Annotated in this window: 19 protein-coding genes; 9 read left to right on the top strand and 10 right to left on the bottom strand. The window is 69.5% G+C overall.

From position 1 onward, the window contains the following. The first annotated feature begins 2 nt into the window (after nucleotides 1-2). Nucleotides 3-1,433, top strand: coding sequence for a dihydrolipoamide acetyltransferase family protein (locus ACIA8E_RS13670; RefSeq protein WP_399297666.1), 1,431 nt, complete (start codon nucleotides 3-5; stop codon nucleotides 1,431-1,433). 76 nt (nucleotides 1,434-1,509) lie between these two features. Here ACIA8E_RS13670 and ACIA8E_RS13665 read toward each other — a convergent pair whose 3' ends face one another. The 3 genes from ACIA8E_RS13665 to ACIA8E_RS13655 form a co-directional block, all read right to left on the bottom strand. After that, nucleotides 1,510-2,034 (bottom strand): hypothetical protein, encoded by a 525-nt coding sequence (locus tag ACIA8E_RS13665; RefSeq protein WP_399297664.1) that lies wholly within the window; start codon nucleotides 2,032-2,034, stop codon nucleotides 1,510-1,512. Next, nucleotides 1,934-3,451 carry a fibronectin type III domain-containing protein gene (locus tag ACIA8E_RS13660; RefSeq protein WP_399297662.1) on the bottom strand — a complete coding sequence of 506 codons (1,518 nt, stop codon included), beginning with the start codon at nucleotides 3,449-3,451 and terminating at the stop codon, nucleotides 1,934-1,936. Before ACIA8E_RS13660 ends, ACIA8E_RS13665 begins: the two co-directional genes overlap by 101 nt. A 190-nt stretch (nucleotides 3,452-3,641) precedes the next feature. Further along, on the bottom strand, nucleotides 3,642-4,541 hold the full coding sequence (locus ACIA8E_RS13655; RefSeq protein WP_399297660.1) for a D-alanyl-D-alanine carboxypeptidase family protein: 900 nt from the start codon (nucleotides 4,539-4,541) through the stop codon (nucleotides 3,642-3,644). A gap of 173 nt (nucleotides 4,542-4,714) precedes the next feature. Between ACIA8E_RS13655 and ACIA8E_RS13650 the strand changes: the two genes are divergently transcribed. Together ACIA8E_RS13650 and ACIA8E_RS13645 are read left to right on the top strand one after the other, a co-directional pair. Beyond that, nucleotides 4,715-5,389, top strand: coding sequence for a GntR family transcriptional regulator (locus ACIA8E_RS13650; protein ID WP_399297658.1), 675 nt, complete (start codon nucleotides 4,715-4,717; stop codon nucleotides 5,387-5,389). Beyond that, nucleotides 5,386-6,696, top strand: a complete 1,311-nt coding sequence (locus ACIA8E_RS13645; protein ID WP_399297656.1) for a nitrate/nitrite transporter — start codon at nucleotides 5,386-5,388, stop codon at nucleotides 6,694-6,696. The genes ACIA8E_RS13650 and ACIA8E_RS13645 overlap by 4 nt, the downstream gene beginning before the upstream one ends. Before the next feature lie 81 nt (nucleotides 6,697-6,777). On the opposite strand, the gene ACIA8E_RS13640 is transcribed toward ACIA8E_RS13645, so the two are convergent. Beyond that, nucleotides 6,778-7,602: a maleylpyruvate isomerase family mycothiol-dependent enzyme gene (locus ACIA8E_RS13640; RefSeq protein ID WP_399297654.1), complete on the bottom strand. Its 825-nt coding sequence runs from the start codon at nucleotides 7,600-7,602 to the stop codon at nucleotides 6,778-6,780. 183 nt (nucleotides 7,603-7,785) lie between these two features. Between ACIA8E_RS13640 and ACIA8E_RS13635 the strand changes: the two genes are divergently transcribed. Both ACIA8E_RS13635 and ACIA8E_RS13630 read left to right on the top strand, forming a co-directional pair. After that, nucleotides 7,786-8,586 carry a carbon-nitrogen family hydrolase gene (locus tag ACIA8E_RS13635; RefSeq protein ID WP_399297652.1) on the top strand — a complete coding sequence of 267 codons (801 nt, stop codon included), beginning with the start codon at nucleotides 7,786-7,788 and terminating at the stop codon, nucleotides 8,584-8,586. Nucleotides 8,587-8,781: 195 nt separating this feature from the next. Then, the gene (locus ACIA8E_RS13630) at nucleotides 8,782-10,599 is read left to right on the top strand and encodes a thioredoxin-like domain-containing protein (protein WP_399297650.1); all 1,818 of its coding nucleotides are present in this window, start codon (nucleotides 8,782-8,784) and stop codon (nucleotides 10,597-10,599) included. Nucleotides 10,600-10,713: 114 nt separating this feature from the next. Here the strand turns inward: ACIA8E_RS13630 and ACIA8E_RS13625 are convergent, their stop codons facing one another. From ACIA8E_RS13625 to ACIA8E_RS13605, 5 genes are all read right to left on the bottom strand, one after another. Continuing rightward, complete coding sequence (locus ACIA8E_RS13625) at nucleotides 10,714-10,839, bottom strand: hypothetical protein (protein WP_399297648.1); 126 nt, start codon at nucleotides 10,837-10,839, stop codon at nucleotides 10,714-10,716. A 99-nt stretch (nucleotides 10,840-10,938) separates the two neighbouring features. Then, nucleotides 10,939-11,160 (bottom strand): DUF6458 family protein, encoded by a 222-nt coding sequence (locus ACIA8E_RS13620; protein ID WP_030930252.1) that lies wholly within the window; start codon nucleotides 11,158-11,160, stop codon nucleotides 10,939-10,941. A 415-nt stretch (nucleotides 11,161-11,575) separates the two neighbouring features. Beyond that, a complete protein-coding gene (locus ACIA8E_RS13615; protein WP_399297646.1) occupies nucleotides 11,576-12,874 on the bottom strand; it encodes a M18 family aminopeptidase in 1,299 nt (432 codons plus the stop codon). Nucleotides 12,875-12,935: 61 nt separating this feature from the next. Further along, nucleotides 12,936-13,478 (bottom strand): hypothetical protein, encoded by a 543-nt coding sequence (locus ACIA8E_RS13610; RefSeq protein ID WP_327125948.1) that lies wholly within the window; start codon nucleotides 13,476-13,478, stop codon nucleotides 12,936-12,938. A 406-nt stretch (nucleotides 13,479-13,884) separates the two neighbouring features. After that, nucleotides 13,885-15,711: an acyl-CoA dehydrogenase gene (locus ACIA8E_RS13605; RefSeq protein ID WP_399297644.1), complete on the bottom strand. Its 1,827-nt coding sequence runs from the start codon at nucleotides 15,709-15,711 to the stop codon at nucleotides 13,885-13,887. Nucleotides 15,712-15,884: 173 nt separating this feature from the next. Here ACIA8E_RS13605 and ACIA8E_RS13600 point away from each other — a divergent pair, with 173 nt between their 5' ends. From ACIA8E_RS13600 to ACIA8E_RS13590, 3 genes are all read left to right on the top strand, one after another. After that, complete coding sequence (locus ACIA8E_RS13600) at nucleotides 15,885-16,325, top strand: SseB family protein (protein ID WP_030930244.1); 441 nt, start codon at nucleotides 15,885-15,887, stop codon at nucleotides 16,323-16,325. 374 nt (nucleotides 16,326-16,699) lie between these two features. Continuing rightward, on the top strand, nucleotides 16,700-17,662 hold the full coding sequence (locus ACIA8E_RS13595) for a pirin family protein (protein WP_384108805.1): 963 nt from the start codon (nucleotides 16,700-16,702) through the stop codon (nucleotides 17,660-17,662). Between the two features lie 87 nt (nucleotides 17,663-17,749). Then, a complete protein-coding gene (locus tag ACIA8E_RS13590) occupies nucleotides 17,750-18,883 on the top strand; it encodes an AI-2E family transporter (protein ID WP_399297641.1) in 1,134 nt (377 codons plus the stop codon). A gap of 43 nt (nucleotides 18,884-18,926) precedes the next feature. Here ACIA8E_RS13590 and ACIA8E_RS13585 read toward each other — a convergent pair whose 3' ends face one another. Further along, nucleotides 18,927-21,005: a SpoIIE family protein phosphatase gene (locus tag ACIA8E_RS13585; protein ID WP_399297639.1), complete on the bottom strand. Its 2,079-nt coding sequence runs from the start codon at nucleotides 21,003-21,005 to the stop codon at nucleotides 18,927-18,929. 173 nt (nucleotides 21,006-21,178) lie between these two features. Between ACIA8E_RS13585 and aspS the strand changes: the two genes are divergently transcribed. Continuing rightward, a complete protein-coding gene (aspS, locus tag ACIA8E_RS13580) occupies nucleotides 21,179-22,996 on the top strand; it encodes an aspartate--tRNA ligase (protein ID WP_399297637.1) in 1,818 nt (605 codons plus the stop codon). The last annotated feature ends 102 nt before the right edge of the window (nucleotides 22,997-23,098 follow it).

Genomic DNA, 23,098 nt, shown 5'->3' with positions numbered 1-23,098 from the left:
TCGTGACGACGATGACCGAAACGTCTGCTCGCTTCCGTGAGTTCAAGATGCCCGATGTGGGCGAGGGACTGACCGAGGCCGAGATCCTCAAGTGGTACGTCCAGCCGGGCGACACCGTCACCGACGGCCAGGTCGTGTGCGAGGTCGAGACCGCCAAGGCGGCCGTGGAGCTGCCGATCCCGTTCGACGGGGTGGTGCACGAGCTGCGCTTCCCCGAGGGCACGACCGTCGACGTCGGTCAGGTGATCATCGCGGTGGACGTGGTGCCCGGCGGCGGCGAGGCGGCGGCGGAGCCGGCGGCTCCGGCCGTGGCCGAACCGGAACCGGCTGCGGAACCGGAGGCACCGAAGGCCCGCCAGCCCGTGCTGGTGGGCTACGGCGTGGCCGAGTCCTCCACCAAGCGGCGCGCCCGCAAGGGCACCGAGCCGCCGGCTGCCGCGGCTGCTGCTGTCCAGGGCGAGCTGAACGGCCACACCACCGCCACCGCCGTCCCCGCCACCACCGTCGTCCCGGAGAGCCGCCCGCTCGCCAAGCCGCCGGTGCGCAAGCTGGCGAAGGACCTGGGCATCGATCTGGCGACGGTCACCCCGACCGGTCCGGGCGGGATCATCACCCGCGAGGACGTGCACGCGGCAGCCACGCCCGTACCGGCGCCGGCAGCCGCACCCGCCGCCCCGGCCGCGGCACCCGAGGCTGTTGCGGTGCCCGTTGCCGCAGCCCCCGTCCCGGGCGCCCGGGAGACCCGCATCCCGGTCAAGGGCGTACGGAAGGCCATCGCGCAGGCGATGGTCGGCAGTGCGTTCACGGCGCCGCATGTCACCGAGTTCGTGACGGTCGACGTCACGCGCACGATGAAGCTCGTGGCGGAGCTCAAGGAGGACAAGGACATGGCGGGGGTCCGGGTCAACCCGCTCCTGATCATTGCCAAGGCGCTCCTGGTCGCGATCAAGCGGAACCCGGAGGTCAACGCCGCCTGGGACGAGGCCAACCAGGAGATCGTGCAGAAGCACTATGTGAACCTGGGCATCGCGGCCGCCACCCCGCGCGGTCTGATCGTGCCGAACATCAAGGACGCGCACGAGCAGACCCTGCCGCAGCTCGCCGCCTCGCTGGGCGAACTGGTCTCCACGGCGCGCGAAGGCAGGACGTCCCCCGCCGCCATGGCGGGCGGCACGGTGACGATCACCAACGTCGGCGTCTTCGGCGTCGACACGGGTACGCCGATCCTGAACCCGGGCGAGTCCGCGATCCTTGCGGTCGGTGCGATCAAGCTGCAGCCGTGGGTCCACAAGGGCAAGGTGAAGCCCCGTCAGGTCACCACACTGGCACTGTCGTTCGACCACCGTCTGGTCGACGGTGAGCTCGGTTCCAAGGTCCTGGCGGACGTCGCCGCGATCCTGGAACAGCCCAAGAGGCTCATCACCTGGGCCTGACGGCTGTGTGAGACATGAGAATGCGGGCCTGCGCGGAGTTTCCTCCGCGCAGGCCCGCTTCTGCTGCCGGGTCAGGTCACTTGGCGGGTGCCAGGATGACCCAGGCCGCGGCGGGTGCCGCCTCGGTTCCGTCGTCGAGCACGGGCGTCACCCGGTAGAAGTGGGTGGTGCCGGCCGGAGCGGTGGCATCCGTGTACGACGCCTCCGTGACGGGTCCGGTGGTCAGCTGCTCGTAGGCGTCCGTGGCCGGGTTCCAGCGTTCGACCAGGTAGCCATTGGCGTCCGCGACCGTGTTCCAGGACAGGTCCACCGAGGTGCCGGTGGCGCCCTTGAGCGCGGTGAGCGTGAGGGACGCGTTGTCCGGCGTCTCGACGGACGGTGTCAGATCCCGCTCGGTGACGACGGCGATCTCGGCGTCGTGAGTCGCCCGGAAGCTGTAGTTGCCGGAGGTGTCCTCGACGTCGACGAAGTAGCACCGCTCCTCGCCGTCGGGCAACCGCTCATCCGTGTAGGACGTGGTGCCCGCGCCGAGGTACACGGACGAGACGCCGTAGCAGACCCGCTCGTCCTCGCTGTCGATCAGCTCGCCGACGTACACCACGTACCGCTTGAGGTCGGGCTCGGTGTTGGCGTTCCAGTGCAGCTCGATGCCGTACTCGGTCGCCTCGGTGGCGAGCCCGGTGACCGCCGCGGGCGGGGTCAGGTCCCTGGCGAGTGTGGGTGACGGTGATGCTGCGGGAAGCCACCGACTCGGTCGCGGTGTTGTCCCACGCCTTGATCACATAGTGGTACGTGGCGCCGCCTGCCGGTGAGGTGTCGGTGCAGGTGTACTGGAGCCGTCCGTTGTCGAGTCTCTTGTAGGTGGTGCTGCACCGGATCGGCTCGGTCGAGGTGTCCACGGGGAGCGTCTCGGAACGGTAGACGTGGAAGTCGTAGATATTGCCGTCGATGTCGTGATCGGTCGTCCAGGTGAACGTCGCCCTGCTTATCCCCGGTGTCGCGACGATGTCCTGCGGTGCGGCTACCAGTCGGTACGCCAGGGCGGCGGGGTTGTTGGCAGCGGTGGGCTCGGAGTACCGGGCGCCGTCCCCCGCGCTCACCCGGTACTGCCATATCGCTGACCGGGCGACCGCGGTGTCTGTGTGGCTCGTGCCCTGGATCGTTCCGACGTTGACCGTCTTCCCGGCATGGTCCGTACGCGTCAGGTAGTAGCGCGTCGCGCCGGCCACCGGGTTCCAGGTCAGCTTGATCCCGGCGTCCGTGCCGGTGGCCGCGAGACCCGTCGGCGTGGTCATGACCGGCGAGGTCACCGGCATGTCGGTGGAGCCGGTGGAGACGTTCCCGGCCTTGTCGTAGGCGCGGACCTCGTAGTAGTACGTCTTCCCGCCCTCGGGCGGGAGACCCGCGTACGAGGTCGCGGTGGTCGTCTTGACGTGGGTGAAGGTGCTGGAGCCCTTGAGCCGGCGGTAGACCCGGTAGCCCGCGAGGTCCATCTCGTTGTTCTTCGTCCAGGTCACCTTGGCGTTGGCCGTGGCGTTGTCGAGGACCGCCTTCACGCCGACCGGGGTGAGCGGTTTGACCTTGTCGACGGTGGCCGACGTCCGCGGTGTGTAGGCGAACTTGACGTTGGCGGAGCCCGTCCAGTTGACGAAGTCGATGCGCAGGGAGTGCTTGCCCTTGGGGACGGTGACGTTGACCGTCTTCTTCTGCGTGGTGGAGACGTTCTTCCAGATGTCGACCTTGCGCACTCCGTCGACGTAGACCCGGATGCCGTCCAGGGCCGACGCGGTGAAGGTGAACGGGCCGCCGGAGCCGAAGTCCCGGGTCAGGGACCAGCGGACACCGAAGTTGTTCGTCGGCAGACCGGAGGCGGGTGCGCCGGTGCCCCAGTTCTGGTCGATCACCGAGTCGCAGTCGGTCTTCTTCGGCGTTCCGGAGAACGTGGTGTTGGCGAAGAACTGCCGCTTGAAGACGGGCGAGGCGCACGTCGTCGCCGCCGAAGCGGTCGTGGTACTCACAGCCGTGAGCAGACTGCAGGAGGTCGCCGCGACCGACAGCGCGGCGACGGTGCGCAGGCGTCTGTGAGAAATACTGGTCAAGTCCGTGTTGCCCTTTCAGGCCGGATGGCGGGGAGGGCCCGGGTGCGGGAAGGGACCCGCCGCAGTGCGCGGCGGGCCCCTCCTGGTGTCCCGGGTGCGGGATGGGGGACTACTTCTTGAAGGAGTAGTCCATGATCTTCTTCATGTCCGAGGTGCGGGCGGTCGCGCTCGTGGAGGCGAGCACGGTGCCGATGACCGTCTTGCCGTTCCGGGTCGCGGCGAAGACCAGGCAGTACTTGGCCGTCGGGCCGGAGCCGGTCTTCACACCGATCGCACCGCTGTAGCTGCTGAGCATGGTGTTGGTGTTGGACCACGACATGTAGCGGTAGCCACCGCTCTTCGTGGTGACCTTCTGCTTGGTCGACTTGGTCTTCACGACGGCGCGGAACGTGGAGTTCTTCATCGCGCTGCTGGCGATCTTCGTCAGGTCACGCGGCGTCGAGTAGTTCGAGCCGTTCCCTATGCCGTCGAACGAGTCGAAATGGGTGTTCTTCAGACCGAGGGACTTGGCTGAGGCGTTCATCTTGCCGATGAACGACTTCACGCGGGCCGCGCGGGTGGTGCCGGTGCCGAACTTGTCGGCGAGGGCGTACGCGGCGTCGCAGCCGGACGGCAGCATCAGACCGTACAGAAGCTGGCGGACAGTGACCTTGTCGCCGACGATCAGGTGGGCCGACGAGGCGCCCTTGGAGACGATGTAGTCGCTGTACGCCTTCTGGATCGTGACCTTGGAATCCAGGTTCAGGTTCTTCTGCGCCAGCACCACCTTGGCCGTCATGATCTTGGTGGTGGAACCGGTGGAGCGACGGGTGTCCGCGGCCTTCGTGAAGAGAGTCTTCGCGGTGCCGTTGTTCATCACGTAGCCGCCCTTGGCGACGATCGTGGGTGTGGGCGGCGTGGCGGCCTGCGCCGTGGCAGCGAAGACGCTGCCTGCAAGGACGGCACCCGCGGTCAGGGCCACGGTGACAGTGGCGGATGCGCGGTTTATGCCCTTAATGCCGATTTTCAACTTGAACGCTCCAAATGCCCCTGGAATGCGGCTACGTGAAGGTGCCGCTCGGTGGTGAGACTCATGAGGCGGGCGGATGGATGTGCCGATTCCCGAGGTAATTTCCGGGGCTTTGCCGTCCAGATCCCGGACGCCGGCCCGGCATGCACACATGTTGTATCTATGCTGTGTGCATGCCTGCCGCACCCCCTGCCGTGACCCGCCCGCCCGTCAAACAGCCGCCCGCCGCCGAGCGTGTCTACACCCACATCAAGCAGGCGGTGCTCGACCGCCGGTACGAGGGCGGGACGCTGCTCACCGAAGGGGACCTGGCGGAAGCCGTCGGCGTCTCCCGGACACCGGTGCGCGAGGCGCTGCTGCGGCTGGAGGTCGAAGGGCTGATCAAGCTCTACCCGAAGAAGGGGGCCCTGGTGCTCGCCGTCTCCGCACAGGAGATCGCGGACGTGGTCGAGACCCGGCTGCTGGTCGAGGAGTTCGCCGCCCGCAAGGCCGTGCCTGCCTCGGCGAAGCTGATCTCCCGGCTGGAGGAGCTGCTCGACGAGCAGCGGCAGCACGTGGCGGCCGGCGACCTCGCAGCCGTCTCGGTCGCGGACCGCTGCTTCCACGCCGAGATCGTGCGCAACGCGGGCAACGAGATCCTGTCGCGCCTCTACGACCAGCTGCGCGACCGGCAACTGCGGATGGGCGTCGCCGTGATGGAGGCGCACCCCGACAGGATCGCCGCCAACATCACCGAGCACGGCGAGCTGCTGGAGGCGATCAGGGCCGGTGACGCGGACGATGCCGCACAGGTCGTACGGCGCCACGTCAGCCGGGTCAAGGTGCTGGTCCGGGGTGAGGACCGGTGAGCTCTGCCGCCGCTCCCACCCTGTCCCTGCCCGGTGATCCGCCCGGCGGCCGGCGTGCCGCCCGGGTCTGGGGCATCGGCGTCGCCGTCTACTTCGTCGCGATCATCTTCCGTACGAGCCTCGGGGTCGCCGGCCTGGACGCCGCCGACCGGTTCGGCGTCAACGCCTCCGCCCTGTCTACGTTCTCCATCCTTCAACTGCTCGTCTACGCAGGCATGCAGATACCTGTCGGCCTGATGGTCGACCGGCTCGGCACCAAGAAGGTCCTCACCATCGGGGCCGTCCTGTTCACCGTCGGGCAGCTCGGCTTCGCACTCTCCCCGTCGTACGCCACGGCACTGGCCTCCCGTGCGCTGCTCGGCTGCGGCGACGCGATGACGTTCATCAGTGTGCTGCGGCTCGGCGCCCGCTGGTTCCCGGCCCGGCGTGGGCCGCTGATCGGCCAGATCGCCGCGCTCTTCGGCATGGCCGGCAACCTCGTCTCCACGCTCTTCATCGCCCGCGCCCTCCACGGCTTCGGCTGGACCGCCACGTTCGCGGGCAGCGCGGTCGCCGGGGTCGTTGTGCTGGTGCTGCTGCTCCTCTTCCTGAAGGACCACCCGGAGGGGCACGAGCCGCCGCCCGTCGAACACGCAGGCGCGGCATACGTACGCAAGCAGATCGCCGCCTCGTGGCGGGAGCCCGGCACCCGGCTCGGGATGTGGGTGCACTTCACCACGCAGTTCCCGGCCATGGTGTTCCTGCTGCTGTGGGGGATGCCGTTCCTGGTGGAGGCGCAGGGGCTGAGCCGGTCCACCGCCGGTGAGCTGCTCACCCTGGTGGTGCTCTCCAACATGGCCGTCGGTCTCGTCTACGGGCAGGTCATCGCCCGCCACCATGCCGCGCGTGCCCCGCTGGCCCTCGGCACGGTCGCGGTGACCGCCGTCCTGTGGGCGTCGGCCATCCTGTACCCGGGCGACCATGCGCCGATGTGGCTGCTGGTCACGCTCTGCGTCGTGCTCGGCGCCTGCGGTCCCGCCTCGATGATCGGTTTCGACTTCGCGCGCCCGGCCAACCCGCCGGAGCGGCAGGGCACCGCGTCGGGGATCGTCAACATGGGCGGCTTCACCGCCTCGATGACCACCCTGTTCGCCGTCGGTGTGCTGCTCGACGCGACGGGCGACAACTACAGCATCGCCTTCGCCTCCGTCTTCGTGCTGGAGGCGCTCGGGGTCGTCCAGATTCTGCGGCTGCACGCCCGGGCCACGCTGCGGGAGCGGAACCACTATGTGATCAGCCGCGTGGAGGCCGTGCACGTACCCGCGTGACCCCTGCGGCCGCCGGCTCGGCGGCGCGCCCGTCTCTTCACTTCACGACTTCACGAAAGACGGGCGCCGCCGACCGTGCCGTTACGGCGTCACGGCGAACTTCTGCAGGATCGCCGTCGCCAGCTCCTGGTCGCCCTCGACCTTGATCCGGTCCGCGACCGCCGCCGGGCGAACCCGGCCGCAGGCCAGCCGGACGTAGGTCTCCCAGTCCATCGACAGCGTCACCGCAGGCCCCAGTGAAGGCGAACCGTCCACCGAACCACGGCCGTCCGCGTCGACCCTGACCGTGCGCAGGAACTCCACCGGCCCGTGCACATCGAGCACGACCGCCGAATTGGGCGGCGCGCCCGCGTCCTTGGCGACCACCTTCGGCAGCGCGGCGAGCAGCGTGTCCCGGGCGATGGTGGCTCCGGGGGAGTCCAGGTTGCCGGGCGCACCCAGCGTCGTCCGCAGATCCTGCTCGTGCACCCAGACGTCGAAGGCCCGCATCCGCAGCGCCAGTTCCAGGGTCTGCTCGGCGCCGAGCGGCGCGCGGGTCATGGTCTCCGGGTCACGCGACTCGTTCCGCAGCTGACGGGAGCGGCGGATGATCGTGTACTCCAGCTCGGAGGTCATCTCGGGTGCGGTGTGGTGGCGCCGCACATCGACCTGCATCTCCATGTAGCGGGTGAAGTCGTTCTGTACGTGGTAGAGATCGCGCGGCAGCGTGTGGATCGGCCGCGGATCGCCGAGCTGCTCGCACTCCATGCCGATGATGTGCGAGACGATGTCGCGCACCGACCAACCGGGGCACGGTGTACGGCGGTTCCACTCCCCCTCGGCGAGCGGCTTCACCAGCTCGGCTATCGACTCGACGGAGTGGGTCCAGGCATCGGCGTAGGTCTGGAGGCTGGGATGGACGGTCACGGGACCCCTCGTGCGGTTCTGCGGTGCATGGGCTGGGCTGCTGGGCGCGGTCGGCGGGCGGCGGCTGCGGGCTGCGTGGGAGGTTCGGTCGCTAAGTTACGCTGCGAGCAGGCACCCCGGCAGTGCTTTCGTGTGACGATCGTAGGCCCGTGTTGACGGCTCGAATGCCAGGACGGTGGTAGTGTGCGCGCCTCCCTCATCCAGATCGCAGTAGACCCGGACGAATCCGTCAATTCCCGCAGGGATCGCGTGGCGTCGTTGGTCGCGGACCAGCGGGGCGCCGATCTGGTGGTCCTTCCCGAACTCTGGCCGGTCGGCGCGTTCGCGTACACCGCCTTCGCCGACGAGGCCGAACCGCTCCGCGGGCCCACCCACGACCTGATGGCGAAGGCCGCGGCCGACGCCGGAGTCTGGCTGCACGCCGGCTCCTTCGTGGAGCGCGCCGACGACGGCACGCTCTACAACACCTCGCTGGTGTTCACCCCGGAGGGCGAGCGGGCAGCCGCCTACCGCAAGATCCACCGCTTCGGCTTCGACAAGGGCGAGGCGGTGATGATGGGCGCCGGCGAGGACCTCGTGACGGTCGCCCTGCCGCAGACCACGCTCGGCCTCGCCACCTGCTACGACCTGCGCTTCCCCGAACTGTTCCGCGGCCTCGTCGACGCGGGCGCGCAGACGCTCGTCGTCCCGGCGGGCTGGCCGGAGCGGCGCCGCGCCCACTGGACGCTGCTGGCCCAGGCGCGCGCCGTCGAGAACCAGGCGTACGTCCTGGCTGTCGGCACCGCGGGCACCCACGCCGGGGTCGAGCAGGCCGGGCACAGCATCGCCGTCGACCCATGGGGCGAGGTGCTCGCCGAGGCGGGCGCGGACGAGGAGGTGCTCACCGTGGAGTTCGACCCGGCTTTGGTCGCCGCCACGCGGGAGCAGTTCCCGGCGCTCAAGGATCGACGGCTGGGTCTCGCCCCGCCGTCGAGCGGCCGCTGACGCATCGGTCCGACCGGACTCGCACCACCGTCGGGTATCCGCTGATGCACCCGTCGGACCGGGCCTCGCCCCAGCGTCGGGCGGGGCCCGGTTTCACGTGAAACGTCCGGTGGGACTCCCCGGGACGTGTGAGGCCTCCGCCATGCCTGAGACCCTCCGGAATGCGGACGCACCACGGTGATGTTGACTGTTCACATGGCAATACGTACGCGCGTCAGGGCCCCCGAGCTGGTCGGTAAAGGCGGCTGGCTCAATACCGGCGACCAGCAATACACCCTCGCCGACCTGCGGGGACGCATCGTTATTCTGGATTTTTGGACGTTCTGCTGCGTGAACTGTCTGCATGTCCTCGATGAGCTGCGCGAGCTGGAGGAGAAGCACCGCGACACCGTGGTGATCATCGGCGTGCATTCGCCGAAGTTCGTCCACGAGGCCGAGCACCAGGCCGTCGTCGACGCCGTCGAGCGGTACGAGGTCCACCACCCCGTTCTCGACGACCCCGAGCTCGCCACCTGGAAGCAGTACGCGGTACGCGCCTGGCCGACGCTCGTCGTCATCGACCCCGAGGGCTATGTCGTCGCCCAGCACGCCGGCGAGGGCCATGCGCACGCCATCGAGAAGCTCGTCGAGGAGCTGGAGGCCGAGCACGCCGCGAGGGGAACGCTGCGCCGCGGCGACGGCCCGTATGTGGCGCCCGAGCCCGTCGCCACGCATCTGCGCTTCCCCGGCAAGGCCCTGCTGCTGCCGGACGGCGGCTTCCTCGTCTCCGACACCACCCGGCAGCGCCTCGTCGAGATCGAACGGGACGGTGAGACGGTCCGTCGTCACTTCGGCACGGGGGACCGTGGGCTCGCGGACGGCGCGCCCGACGAGGTCCGGTTCAGTGAGCCGCAGGGGCTCGCTGTGCTGCCCGACGGCCGGATCGCCGTCGCCGACACCGTCAACCACGCCATCCGCGCCCTCGACCTCACGACCGGGGTGACGACGACCCTCGCGGGCACCGGCCACCAGTGGTGGCAGGGCTCCCCGACGTCCGGTCCGGCGCGAGAGGTCGACCTCTCCTCCCCGTGGGACGTCGCCTGGTTCGGCGACCGGCTGTGGATCGCCATGGCAGGCGTCCACCAGCTGTGGTCGTACGACCCCGAGTCCGGAACCGTGCAGGTCGCCGCGGGCACGAGCAACGAAGGACTTGTCGACGGTCCGGCGGACGAGGCCTGGTTCGCCCAGCCGTCCGGACTTGCCGCCTCGGCCGACGGCGCCCGGCTCTGGGTCGCCGACTCGGAGACGTCCGCCCTGCGGTACGTGGACCGGGACGGGACCGTGCACACGGCCGTCGGCACCGGCCTCTTCGACTTCGGTCACCGCGACGGCGCCGCCGACCAGGCGCTCTTCCAGCACCCGCTGGGCGTGACCGCGCTGCCCGACGGGTCCGTCGCCGTCAGCGACACGTACAACCACGCCCTGCGCCGTTACGACCCTGCCACCCGCGAGGTCACCACGCTGGCCACGGATCTGCGCGAGCCGAGCGATGCCGTGGTGGTCGACGGCGATCTCGTCGTCGTCGAGTCCGCCCGGCACCGGCTGACCCGGCTGCGGCTGCCCGAGGAGGCCGTACGGGTCGCCGACCAGGCACACCGCACCCAGCGCGCGGCCACCGAGATCGCCCCGGGCACGCTCCGGCTGGACGTGGTCTTCCAGGCGCCCGCCGGTCAGAAGCTGGACACCCGGTACGGTCCCTCGACCCGGCTGCTGGTCTCGTCGACCCCGCCCGAGCTGCTGGCGGAGGGCGCCGGCCCCGGCACCGATCTCTTCCGCGACCTGGTCCTGGCCGACGGCGTGACCGAAGGCGTCCTGCATGTGTCCGCGATGGCGGCGTCCTGTGACGACGACCCGGCGAACGAGTACCCGGCCTGCCACGTCCACCAGCAGGACTGGGGCGTCCCCGTCCGCGTGAGTGCGCAGGGGACGCCGCGGCTTCCGCTGGTGCTCGCCGGAATGGACGAGCAGGCCTGACGCGCTGACGGGCTCAGAAGTCGGCGGCGCCGTTGCGGAGCTCGGGCGTCCAGTAGCCCGTCGCCCACTTCGAGGGCCGGTGGTTCGTCCTCCCCGGGGCGTCCATCAAGTGGCTCATGGGGCGGGGGCGTTGGGGTTCAGGAGCAGTGCGGCGAGCGGACTGCGGCGCTTGGCGGGGCCGAGTGGCAGATCACCGGATTCGGTGGCTACGGACATCGCACCGAGCAGGTGGAACTCCACCGTCACTCCTCCCCCGGGCAAAGAACTGAGGTTCCTGCCCGGGGGCCCCGCCGAACCGCTGTGAGCTGCGCCGCAACAGCAAAGAGGCCGGCATGCGGTTCAGATTCCGCGGCGCTCGTCCTCGGACACGACCGTGGTGCTGGGCGGTACGACCATCCGGCGGCGCCGCGCGATGCTCGCGTAGACGAAGACTCCGATGATGCCGACGATCATCATGATCCAGCCGACCAGGTCGACATTGACGGTGTCCATCTGCCAGTCGGTGGCGAAGGTGAGTATCGCCCCGACGGCGATGAGGATGATAAATCCTCCGAGTCCCATGGTCATGCCTCCTCGGCGGCCCGGAGGCTCCGGACCGTGTACGGATCGCGTACCCGGCCGGGCAACAACCATGTGCGGAAGGCGGATCGGCCCGCGAACAGCAGCGGTGTGTCCGCCTGTCCTCAGCGCCGGAGGGCCTCCACGGGCTGGATGCCGGTGGCCCGCCAGGCCGGGCAGATCCCGGCCGGTACGCCGGTGAGCAGCCCGATCGCCGGTGCGGCGGCGACCGTGACGGTGTGCACACCACCGGCGTCCGGTCGCGGATCACCGCCACGGCGACCGTGCCGGTGCTGGTGCCGAGCAGTCCGCCCAGGGTGCCCGGCGCACCCGACTCGGCGACCGGCCCGGCCGCCGGTGCACGGGCAGGCCCCGAAGGAAGGGCCGGCCCGGCAACTACCCGTGTGGGGAAGGCGGATCAGCCCGCCAGGAACGCCGCCAGCGCGTTGGCCAGCAGATACGGGTCGTCCGCGCCGCACAGCTCACGCGCACTGTGCATCGACAGGATCGCGACGCCGATGTCCACGGTCTGGATGCCGTGCCGGGCCGCGGTGATCGGGCCGATCGTCGTGCCGCACGGCATCGAGTTGTTGGAGACGAACGTCTGCCACGGCACGCCCGCCTTTTCGCACGCTGCTGCGAACACGGCACGCCCGCTGCCGTCCGTCGCGTACCGCATGTTGACGTTGACCTTGAGGATCGGCCCGCCGTTCGCCACCGGGTGGTGTGTCGGGTCGTGGCGCTCGCCGTAGTTGGGGTGGATCGCGTGACCGGTGTCGGAGGAGAGACAGACGGTCCCCGCGAAGGCCCGGGCGCGGTCCTCGTACGTGCCGCCACGGGCGAAGACGGAGCGTTCCAGCACCGTGCCGAGCAGCGGTCCGTCCGCGCCGGTGTCCGACTGCGAACCGTTCTCCTCGTGGTCGAACGCGGCCAGCACCGGGATGTACGGGATCTCGTCGTCCGGCTGTCCGGCGACGGCGGCCAGCGCGGCCGTCGCCGCGTGCACGGAGAGCAGGTTGTCCATCCGCGGCCCGGCCAGCAGTTCGCGGTCCCGGCCCAGGTAGGCCGGCGGCTCCACGGCGTGCGGCATCAGGTCCCAGCCGGTCACGTCCTCGGCGCCGACGCCCGCGTTCTCGGCGACGAACCGGATCAGGTCGCCCTCCTCGACGTCCCCGAGCCCCCAGATCGGCTGCATGTGCTTCTGCCGGTCGAGCTTGAGACCGTCGGTGTTGGCCGACCGGTCCAGATGCACGGCCAGCTGAGGCACGCGCAGCAGCGGCCGGTCGATGTTGACCAGCCGGTGCGTGCCGTCGCGCAGGCTGATCCGGCCCGCGAGACCGAGGTCCCGGTCCAGCCAGGTGTTGAGCAGGGTGCCGCCGTACACCTCGACCGCGATCTGCCGCCAGCCGTACGACCCCGTGTCGGGCAGCGGCTTCACCCGCAGATTCGGCGAGTCGGTGTGCGCCCCGGCGATCCGGAACGGGGTGTGCGCCCCGGCGCCCTCCGGCACGTACCAGGCGATGATCGCCCCGCCGCGCAGCACGTACTTCCCACCGGTGGACGCGTCCCAGGCCGCGGTCTCCTCGACCTGCCGGAAGCCGGCCTTCTCCAGCCGCGCCGCGGCGGTGGCCACGGCGTGGTACGGGGAGGGGCTGGCCATCAGGAAGGCCATCAGGTCGTCGGTGTGGCCGCGGTCGAAGCGGAGGGGAGAACTCATGTTCTTCACTGTAACGACGATGGGCCGGGAAGAATCCGCGTACCGCCACCCCGGCCCGTACCTATCCCGCGGCCGTCACCGCCGACGGCTTCTTGCCGTCCTGCGCCTGTTGCGCGCGCTCGGCGAACATGGCGGCCAGTGCGGTGAGCTGCTTGTCCGGCAGCTCGGTGCGGCTGTGGGAGGTGTTGATTCCCAGCAGGGTCGTCCCGACTCGGATCAGTGACATGGTGGACCGGCCGAACACGGGATCGTTGCCACGGCCGGCGAAGCGCTCGTCGCCGATGTTCTCCAGGTCCACCTGCGTGGGGTCCTCGCGCAGCATATGGCTGTAGAAGTTCTTCCACAGTGCTCTGTGGGCTGCCGCGGCGGCCTTCTCGTCGCGGTACGTGAACACCCAGAACAGCGCGTCGGTCTTGCTCTCAGGGTCGAGGAAGGCCGTTCTGCCGTCGAGGCGGACATCGGTGCAAGGCGTCGTGTCGGACAGCGCCATGGGGCACATGGATGGCGGGGTCTCGGTCTGCTCCGGGTATGTCGAGCGACGTGCCACGGCCTTCTCGACATTGCGCCAGCCCGTCATGGCGGGCGCGTCCGGCAGGACCGACATGACCTGCTTCGTGTTCAGAGTCTTGGCCGCTTTTGCGGGGCGACCGCCGGAGTCAACGCCTCCACCGTCGCAGCCCGTGAACAGCACCGCTGCTGTCACCGCCGCCGCGCATCGCACGTACGACCGCTGGTTCTTCAAGGTGAGCCCTACTGATCTGTGATCGACGCCGACGGCTTCATGCCGTCCTGCGCCTGTTGCGCGCGTTCCGCGATCACGGTGGCGAAGGGTGCCCTCCCGGCGGATACGGATGCCGATCATAAGGACCGGCCAGATCGAGGTTCGAGGCGGGCAGCCTGGGTGATCACCGGACCTGTCCTCGCCACAGGCGGCGCGACGATACGAAAGCGCCGCCACCCGAACGAATTCGGGTGGCGGCGCCTCGTTGACCGACGCTGTGGGCCGAAGGCTAGAACGCGGCCTCGTCCAGCTCCATCAGCGAACTGTCGACCGCCTCGGCGAGCGCGCGCTCGGCCGAGACGCCCGGCAGGACGTTGGCCGCGAAGAACTTCGCCGCGGCGATCTTGCCCTGGTAGAAGGCGACGTCCTTCGCGGAGGCGGTCGGCAGCTTCTCGGCCGCCACGGCCGCCCCCTTCAGCAGCAGGTAGCCGACGACGACATCGCCGGAGGCCAGCAGCAGGCGGGTGGTGTTCAGGCCGACCTTGTAGATGTTCTTGACGTCCTCGCCGGTCGCGGTGAGGTCGGTGATCATCGTGCCGACGATCGCCTCCAGGTCCACGGCCGCCTTGGCGAGCGAGTCCAGCGCACCGGACAGCTCCTCGTTGCCCTGGGCGCCGGCGAGGAACTTCTTGATCTCCTCGGACAGCGCGTTCAGCGAGGCACCCTGGTCGCGGACGATCTTCCGGAAGAAGAAGTCCTGGCCCTGGATCGCCGTGGTGCCCTCGTAGAGGGTGTCGATCTTGGCGTCCCGGATGTACTGCTCGATCGGGTACTCCTGGAGGTACCCGGAGCCGCCGAACGTCTGGAGCGACTGCGCCAGCTGCTCGTACGACTTCTCGGAGCCGTAGCCCTTCACGATCGGGAGCAGCAGGTCGTTGAGGCCGTGCAGCGACTTCGCGTCCTCGCCCGCGGCCTCCTTCTCCTGGATCGCGTCCTGGACGGAGGCGGTGTAGAGCACGAGGGACCGCATGCCCTCCGCGTACGCCTTCTGCGTCATCAGCGAGCGGCGCACGTCGGGGTGGTGCGTGATGGTGACCTTGGGCGCGGTCTTGTCCATGAAGTGCGCCAGGTCGGTGCCCTGGACCCGCTCCTTGGCGTACTCCAGCGCGTTCAGGTACCCCGTCGAGAGGGTGGCGATGGCCTTCGTGCCGACCATCATCCGGGCGAACTCGATGATGCGGAACATCTGGCGGATGCCGTCGTGCTTGTCGCCGATCAGCCAGCCCTTGGCGGGGTGCTGGTCGCCGAACGTCATCTCGCACGTGTTGGACGCCTTGAGGCCCATCTTGTGCTCGACGTTCGTCGCGTACACGCCGTTGCGCTCGCCCAGTTCACCGGTGGTCCAGTCGAAGTGGAACTTCGGGACCATGAAGAGCGACAGGCCCTTCGTGCCCGGACCCGCGCCCTCGGGTCGGGCCAGCACGTAGTGAATGATGTTCTCGGACATGTCGTGTTCGCCCGAGGTGATGAAGCGCTTCACACCCTCGATGTGCCAGGAGCCGTCCTCCTGCTCGACGGCCTTCGTGCGGCCCGCGCCGACGTCCGAACCGGCGTCCGGCTCGGTCAGCACCATCGTCGAGCCCCACTGCTTCTCGACGGCGATCTCGGCGATCTTCTTCTGCGCCTCGTTGCCCTCGTCGAAGAGGATGCCGGCGAACGCCGGGCCCGAGGAGTACATCCAGATGGCCGGGTTCGAGCCGAGCAGCAGCTCCGCGTAGGACCAGATCAGGGAGCGCGGGGAGGTCGTGCCGCCGATCTCCTCGGGCAGGCCCAGGCGCCAGTACTCGGAGTCCATGAACGCCTGGTACGACTTCCTGAACGTCTCCGGGACCGGCGCCGTGTTGGTCTCCGGGTCGAAGACCGGCGGGTTGCGGTCGGCGTCGGCGAAGGAGTCGGCCAGCTCGTTCTCCGCGAGGCGGGCGACCTCGTCGAGGATGCTCTTCGCCGTCTCGACGTCCATCTCGGCGAACGGGCCGGTGCCGTACAGCTTGTCGCGCCCGAGGACCTCGAAGAGGTTGAACTCGATGTCGCGGAGATTCGACTTGTAGTGCCCCATGGGAAGGCTCCGTAATCAATAGCAGTGGCGCGCAGCGCCCCGGTCAAGGGGTGAGGGCCGGGCGGGCGACGAGCTGGCGGTAGGCATATCAGCTGACCTCCCCGATGATGCTACCCGTCAGTAATAAGACGCAACCCCTCGAGGGGTGGATGTGTCCCATTACTCTTTGGGGTATGTACGGCTACGACCAGAACCAGGGCGCACAGCAGCAGATGGGTGGCGGCTACGGCGAGCAGCCGCTGTATCCCGAGCCCTCGCCGCCCTCCCTCGGTGACGCGGTACGGGCCTTCACCACCGGATCCCTGTCCGCCGAGGACTTCCAGCAGATCTTCGCGACCTCGAAGGTCTACTGCCCGCGCGGCGACAACCCCGGCTTCCTCGCCCTGCATAACACCCAGCAGCCGGTGATCCCCATGTTCACCACGCTCAAGGAGCTGCGGCTGTACGCAGGCAAGGAGTCCAAGTACTTCGTGATCACCGGGGCCGAGGTGATCGATCTGCTGCCCACCGGCTACGGCTTCGTCCTCGACATGGAGGGCGAGCACCGCATGGTCTTCGACGCCAAGGCCGTGGAGCAGATGGTCGACTTCGCGATGCGCCGCATGTATGGCTAGTGCCCCTCCCGGCAAGCTTCGCCCCGTCGCGCCGCCCAGCACGCACGCTCGTTGCGTTGGCCGAAAGCCCTGGTAGCTCCTTCCCCAAGCTCTCAGCTTCGTTCGAGCAGGGGAGACCCCACCCAAGGACTTCCGGCCGCCTTGCGATCTCACGCACTGGACGACGCTCCTTCCGGGCGAACATTGCCGGTCGCGGCACCAGACGCCATCGCCCTCAGACGGCTGACCGCCGGCCTTCCGGACGCCAGGAGGGGCCCGTACCGCCCAGGTACGGGCCCCTCCTGCTGTGTGTGACGGGCCGGGAATGCGGCGCCCCTTGCAAGATGTTCACTGTTCAACTAAATTGAGGCAGAACAATCCCGGAGGTGGCTCCCATGCCCGCAGTGACCGTCGAAAACCCACTGACCCTGCCCAAGGTCGCCGCCTCGGGCGACGCCACGGCCCGACCCGTGCTCGCCGTCACCACGGCGCCGAGCGGATTCGAAGGCGAAGGCTTCCCGGTTCGCCGCGCGTTCGCCGGGATCAACTACAAGTACCTCGACCCGTTCATCATGATGGACCAGATGGGCGAGGTGGAGTACGCGCCGGGCGAGCCCAAGGGCACTCCCTGGCACCCCCACCGCGGCTTCGAGACCGTCACGTACATCATCGACGGCACCTTCATCCACCAGGACAGCAACGGTGGCGGCGGCACCATCCGCAACGGTGACACCCAGTGGATGACGGCCGGATCCGGCCTCCTCCACATCGAGGCCCCGCCGGAGTCCCTCGTCATGTCGGGCGGCCTCTTCCACGGCCTCCAGCTCTGGGTGAACCTGCCCAAGGCCGACAAGATGATGGCCCCCCGCTACCAGGACATCCGCGGCGGCCAGGTCCAGCTCCTCGCCTCCCCGGACGGCGGCGCGCTGCTCCGCGTCATCGCCGGTGAGCTCGACGGGCACGAGGGTCCGGGCGTCACCCACACCCCGATCACGATGGTCCACGCCACCGTGCGCCCCGGCGCCGAGGTGACCCTGCCGTGGCGCGAGGACTTCAACGGACTCGCGTACGTGATGGCCGGCCGTGGCGCGGTCGGCGAGGAGCGCCGCCCCGTCCACATGGGGCAGACCGCGGTCTTCGGCGCCGGATCCTCGCTGACCGTCCGCGCGGACGAGAAGCAGGACGGCAACACCCCGGACCTGGAGGTCGTGCTGCTCGGCGGACGTCCGATCCGGGAGCCGATGGCGCACTACGGGCCGTTCGTCATGAACAGCCAGGCCGAACTGAAGCAGGCGTTCGAGGACTTCCAGGCCGGCCGTCTCGGCACCGTGCCCGCGGTCCACGGCATGGGTGAGTGACCCTGCGGCAAGGGCCACGCTGACGGACCGTCACCCGTACGGCTGTGCAGGCGGGACATGACTGCCGCACCGTGATCGGGTGGGAGGGTGCATACCCAAAAGCCCCTCCTGCCCGACGCCGCGCGGCGGACAGCGGCCTGGTGCGCCGTACTTCTGCTGGTCACCGGTGTCGCCGCGGTCGCGATCTGGTTGTGCATCGTCTTCAAGACCGCGATCACACCCGTCCTGCTCGCCCTGCTCGGTACGGCGCTGCTCGGTCCCGTCCACCGGTGGCTGGCCGACCACCGGGTGAACCGGTCGGTGGCCGCCGGGCTCACCTGCGCGCTGCTCGTCGCGGTGGGCGGCGCCGCCGGGTACATCGTCGTCACCGCGCTCATCGACACCGGCGGCCAGATCGTCCGGTCGCTGAAGGACGCCGGTCAGTGGGTCATCGACCACTTCGGGTTCGCGCGCGACATCAATGTGGACGACCTCGCGGCCAACGCGCAGAAGCTCGTCGAGAAGTTCGGCGCAAGCGCCGCGGGCGGGCTGCTCACCGGCATCAGCCTGGTCGGCTCACTGATCGCGACCGGCGTTCTCGCCCTGCTGCTGACCTTCTTCTTCCTGCGCGATTCCGACCGGGCCGTGGACCTCGCCCACGCCGTCGCCCCGCGCGGCACCGGTGAGCTGGTCGAGGCGATGGGGCGGCGGGCCTTCGAGGCCGTCGAGGGCTTCATGCGCGGCACCACGTTCATCGCGCTGATCGATGCCGTCTGCATCACCGTCGGCCTGCTGATCCTGCGGGTGCCGGGCGCGGTGGGGCTCGGGGCGCTGGTCTTCGTCGGCGCGTACATCCCGTATCTCGGCGCGTTCCTCTCGGGCGCTGTCGCCGTCCTGGTCGCGCTGGCGGACCGGGGCGTCGTGATCGCGCTCTGGGCGCTCGGAGTGGTGCTCGCGGTCCAGGTGCTGGAGGGGCACGTGCTGCAGCCGGTGATCCAGAGCCGTACGGTCCAGATGCACCCGGCCATGATCATGATCGCGCTGACCGCGGGGGCGAGCGTGGCGGGCCTGCTGGGGATGCTGCTGGCGGTACCGGCGTGCGCGGCGGCCTTCGGCGTCCTCGGCGAACTCCGCAAGGGTTACAGCCCCGAGCCGAACCCACCGCCCCCCGCCACCCCGCCCGACCCACCGACGCCGCCGGACACACCACCACCCGGCACATCGAACCCGCCCGGCGATTGAGGGCGCTGCGGCCAGCCGGACGCGTCCGGCCCGCGCCCGGCCTCTACGACTCGTGCAGCTCGAACCAGATCGACTTCCCCGCCCCCCGCGGATCCACCCCCCACGCGTCGGCCAGCATCTCCATCAGCACCAGGCCCCGCCCGCTGGAAGCCATCTCGCCCGGCCGCCGCTTGTGCGGCAGTTCGTCGCTGCCGTCCGCCACCTCCACCCGCAGCCGCCGTTCGCCCCGCTCCCCGGTGGCCTCGGCGACCATCAGCGCGTCGCCGTCCGTGTGGACGAGGACGTTCGTGGTCATCTCGGAGACCACCAGCACGGCCGCGTCGATCTGTTCCGGGTCCTCCCAGTCGTGCAGCAGCTCGCGCAGCTGCTGCCGGGCGGCCGAGATCCGCTCGGGTTCGGCCTGGGCGATGGTCATCACGGTGCGGCGCGGCGCGGTCCGCGGCATGATGCCGGCCTCGCGACGCAGCACGAGCACCGCGATGTCGTCCTCGCGGCGGTCGGCCAGCGGGCCCGTCGTGTAGTGCGACGTCGGCCCGTGCACGGCCTGCACCAGCTCGTCGGCGAGCTTCTCCAGGTCACCGATCTGCTGCTCCAGGACCGGTCGGAGCCGGTCCCAGCCGGTGGCCATGTCGTGGCCGCCGGTCTCGATCAGTCCGTCCGTGCACAGCATGATCGTTTCTCCGGTCTCCAGGACGAGCTGGGTCGTCGGATAGTCGGCGTCGGTCTCGACACCGAGCGGCAGCCCGCCGCCGGTCTGCCGGATCACCGCGGTCCCGTCGCTGCTGATCACCACCGGGTCGGGGTGGCCGGCCCGGGCGATGTCGAGAGTGCCGGTCTCCGGGTCGACCTCCGCGTACAGGCAAGTCGCGAACCGCGGACCGGTCTCCTCCCCGTCGTCGTAGGCGTCGGTGAGCCCGGAGAGGAACCGGGAGGCACGGGAGAGCACCGCGTCCGGGCGGTGTCCTTCGGAGGCGTACGCCCGCAGGGCGATCCGCAACTGGCCCATCAGCCCGGCCGCCCGCACGTCATGGCCCTGGACGTCGCCGATGACGAGGGCGATACGGCCGTTGGGGAGCGGGATCATGTCGTACCAGTCGCCGCCCACCTGGAGCCCGCCACCGGTCGGCACATACCGGGCGGCGACCGTCATGCCGGGGATCTCGGGACCCAGGGTCGGCATCATCGACCGCTGGAGCCCCTGCGACAGCTCCCGCTCGGTTTCGGCCTCCCCGGCCCGTGCCAGGGCCTGGGCGAGCATCCGGGCCACCGTCGTCAGCACCGAACGCTCGTCCGGCGAGAACGACACCGGGTGCCGGAACCCCGCCATCCAGGCACCCATCGTGCGGCCCGACACGATCAGCGGAAGGAAGGCCCAGGAACGGCGCCCGAAGCGGCTGGCCAGCGGCCAGGTGGCCGGGAAGCGGCGGTGGTACTCCTCGGGCGAGGGGAGATAGATCGCCCGCCCGGTCCGTACGACCTGGGCGGCCGGGTAGTCGGTCTCCAGGGGCATGTCGTTGAACGGGTCCTCGTCGCCCGTGTTGTGCCCGTGGTGGCCGATGATCGTCAGCCGTTCGCCCGCGACACCGAAGACGGCGAGCCCGTCCGGTGAGAACCCGGGCATGGAGAGCGAGGCGGCGACCCGCAGCACCTCCGCCGTGGAACGGGCCTCGGCCAGCGCCCGCCCCGCGTCCAGCAGGAAGGCCTCGCGGGACCGGCGCCAGTCCCCGGTGATCGGGGTATGCGCCCCGGTGGTGCCCGGCTGCGGTTCGGCGACCTCCTGGAGGGTGCCGACCAGTAGGTAGCTCTCGCTGCCGGCCGATGCGACCGGCAGTGGTTTGGAGCGGCTGCGTACGGTACGCAGCACCCGGCCGTCCCCGTCCACGATCCGCAGCCTGGCCTCGGCCAGGGTGCCCTCGGCGAGTGCGAGGTTCACCACCCCGTGGATCTCGTTCCAGTCGACCGGGTGGAAACGCGCGCGCACTGCGGCCTCGCGGAAGACGCCGGCCTCGGCCGGGAGCTCGAGCAGCCGGGCCGCCTCCGCATCGAGCGTGACCGAACCGGCTCCGTGGTCCCAGCGCCACAGGCCGGTCGCCGTCGCGGCCAGGACTTCCTCGGTGCGCATTGCCCCACTTTATGAAGATGTGCTCGGCCGACGCCACCGAGGGCGGCCGTCGGCGGGTGGTCCTGACCCCGCCGGATGATCTTGAAGTGATTATGACAATGAAGTCGTGGGGGCGCGGGCGGTAGCCTGGGGAGGCTGAATCCACCCCAACCGCGAAGACTGGATGAACGACGATGCATCGGTACAGGTCCCACACCTGCGGCGAGCTCCGCGCCTCTGACGTCGGCACCGACGTCCGGCTGAGCGGCTGGCTGCACAATCGTCGAGACCTGGGCGGCATCCTCTTCATCGATCTGCGCGACCACTACGGTCTCGTGCAGCTCGTCGCCCGCCCCGGCACACCCGGCAACGAAGCCCTGTCGAAGCTCACCAAGGAGACCGTCGTCCGGATCGACGGCAAGGTCTCCGCACGTGGCGCCGACAACGTGAACCCGGACCTCCCGACCGGCGAGATCGAGATCGAGGTCACCGAGGTCGAGGTGCTGGGCGAGGCCGCCCCGCTGCCCTTCACGATCAACACCGACGACGGGGTCAACGAGGAGCGGCGTCTGGAGTATCGCTTCCTCGACCTGCGCCGTGAGCGCATGCACCGCAACATCATGCTGCGCTCCGCCGTCATCGCCTCGATCCGCTCGAAGATGGTGACTCTCGGCTTCAACGAGATGGCGACCCCGATCCTCACCGCGACCTCCCCCGAAGGCGCCCGTGACTTCGTCGTCCCGTCCCGGCTGAACCCCGGCAAGTTCTACGCGCTGCCGCAGGCCCCGCAGCAGTTCAAGCAACTTCTGATGATCTCGGGCTTCGACCGCTACTTCCAGATCGCGCCGTGCTTCCGCGACGAGGACGCCCGTGCCGACCGCTCGCCCGGCGAGTTCTACCAGCTCGACGTCGAGATGTCGTTCGTCGAGCAGGAGGACGTCTTCCAGCCGATCGAGAAGCTGATGACCGAGCTCTTCGAGGAGTTCGGCAACGGCCGCCACGTCACGTCGCCGTTCCCGCGGATCCCGTTCCGCGAGTCGATGCTGAAGTACGGCAACGACAAGCCCGACCTGCGCGCCAAGCTGGAGCTCGTCGACATCTCCGACGTCTTCGCCGGCTCGGAGTTCAAGGCGTTCGCCGGCAAGCACGTCCGCGCCCTTCCGGTGCCGGACACCGCGGGCCAGTCCCGTAAGTTCTTCGACGGCCTCGGTGAGTACGCCGTCGAGCAGGGCGCCAAGGGCCTCGCCTGGGTCCGCGTCGGCGAGGACGGCACCCTCGCCGGCCCGATCGCCAAGTTCCTCACCGAGACGGACATCAAGACCCTCACCGAGCGCCTGGCGCTCGTCCCGGGCCACGCCGTCTTCTTCGGCGCCGGCGAGTTCGACGAGGTCTCCAAGATCATGTCGGCCGTCCGGGTCGAGGCCGCCAAGCGCGCCGGCCACTTCGAGGAGGGCGTCTTCCGGTTCTGCTGGATCGTCGACTTCCCGATGTACGAGAAGGACGAGGAGACCGGCAAGATCGACTTCTCGCACAACCCGTTCTCCATGCCTCAGGGCGGCCTGGAGGACCTGGAGACGAAGGACCCGCTGGACATCCTTGCCTGGCAGTACGACATCGTCTGCAACGGCATCGAACTGTCCTCCGGCGCCATCCGTAACCACGAGCCCGAGCTGATGCTCAAGGCGTTCGAGATCGCCGGTTACGACCGCGAGACCGTCGAGCACGAGTTCGCGGGCATGCTCCGTGCGTTCCGTCTCGGCGCCCCGCCGCACGGTGGCATCGCCCCCGGTGTCGACCGCATCGTGATGCTGCTGGCCGACGAGCCGAACATCCGCGAGACGATCGCCTTCCCGCTCAACGGCAACGCGCAGGACCTGATGATGGGCGCGCCGACCGTGCTGGACGAGGCGCGGCTGCGCGAGCTGAACATCCAGCTCCGGAAGCCCGCAGCGACGGCGAAGGAGAAGGCCGAGGCCAAGGACTCGGTAGCGAGGGACACCGGCGCGAAGTAAGCGTCAGCGGTTCCGCTTACGTTCCACGTGAAACAGCCCCTGGCCGTCGGCCGGGGGCTGTTCCCCGTCTTGGCCGCCTTCCACAGCAACGCACAGCTGACG

Source organism: Streptomyces sp. NPDC051664 (assembly GCF_044453545.1).
In the GTDB taxonomy this organism is placed as follows: Bacteria; Actinomycetota; Actinomycetes; order Streptomycetales; family Streptomycetaceae; genus Streptomyces.
Note: the sequence above shows the minus strand (reverse complement) of the source record. Positions and strands in the feature narration are given on the sequence as shown.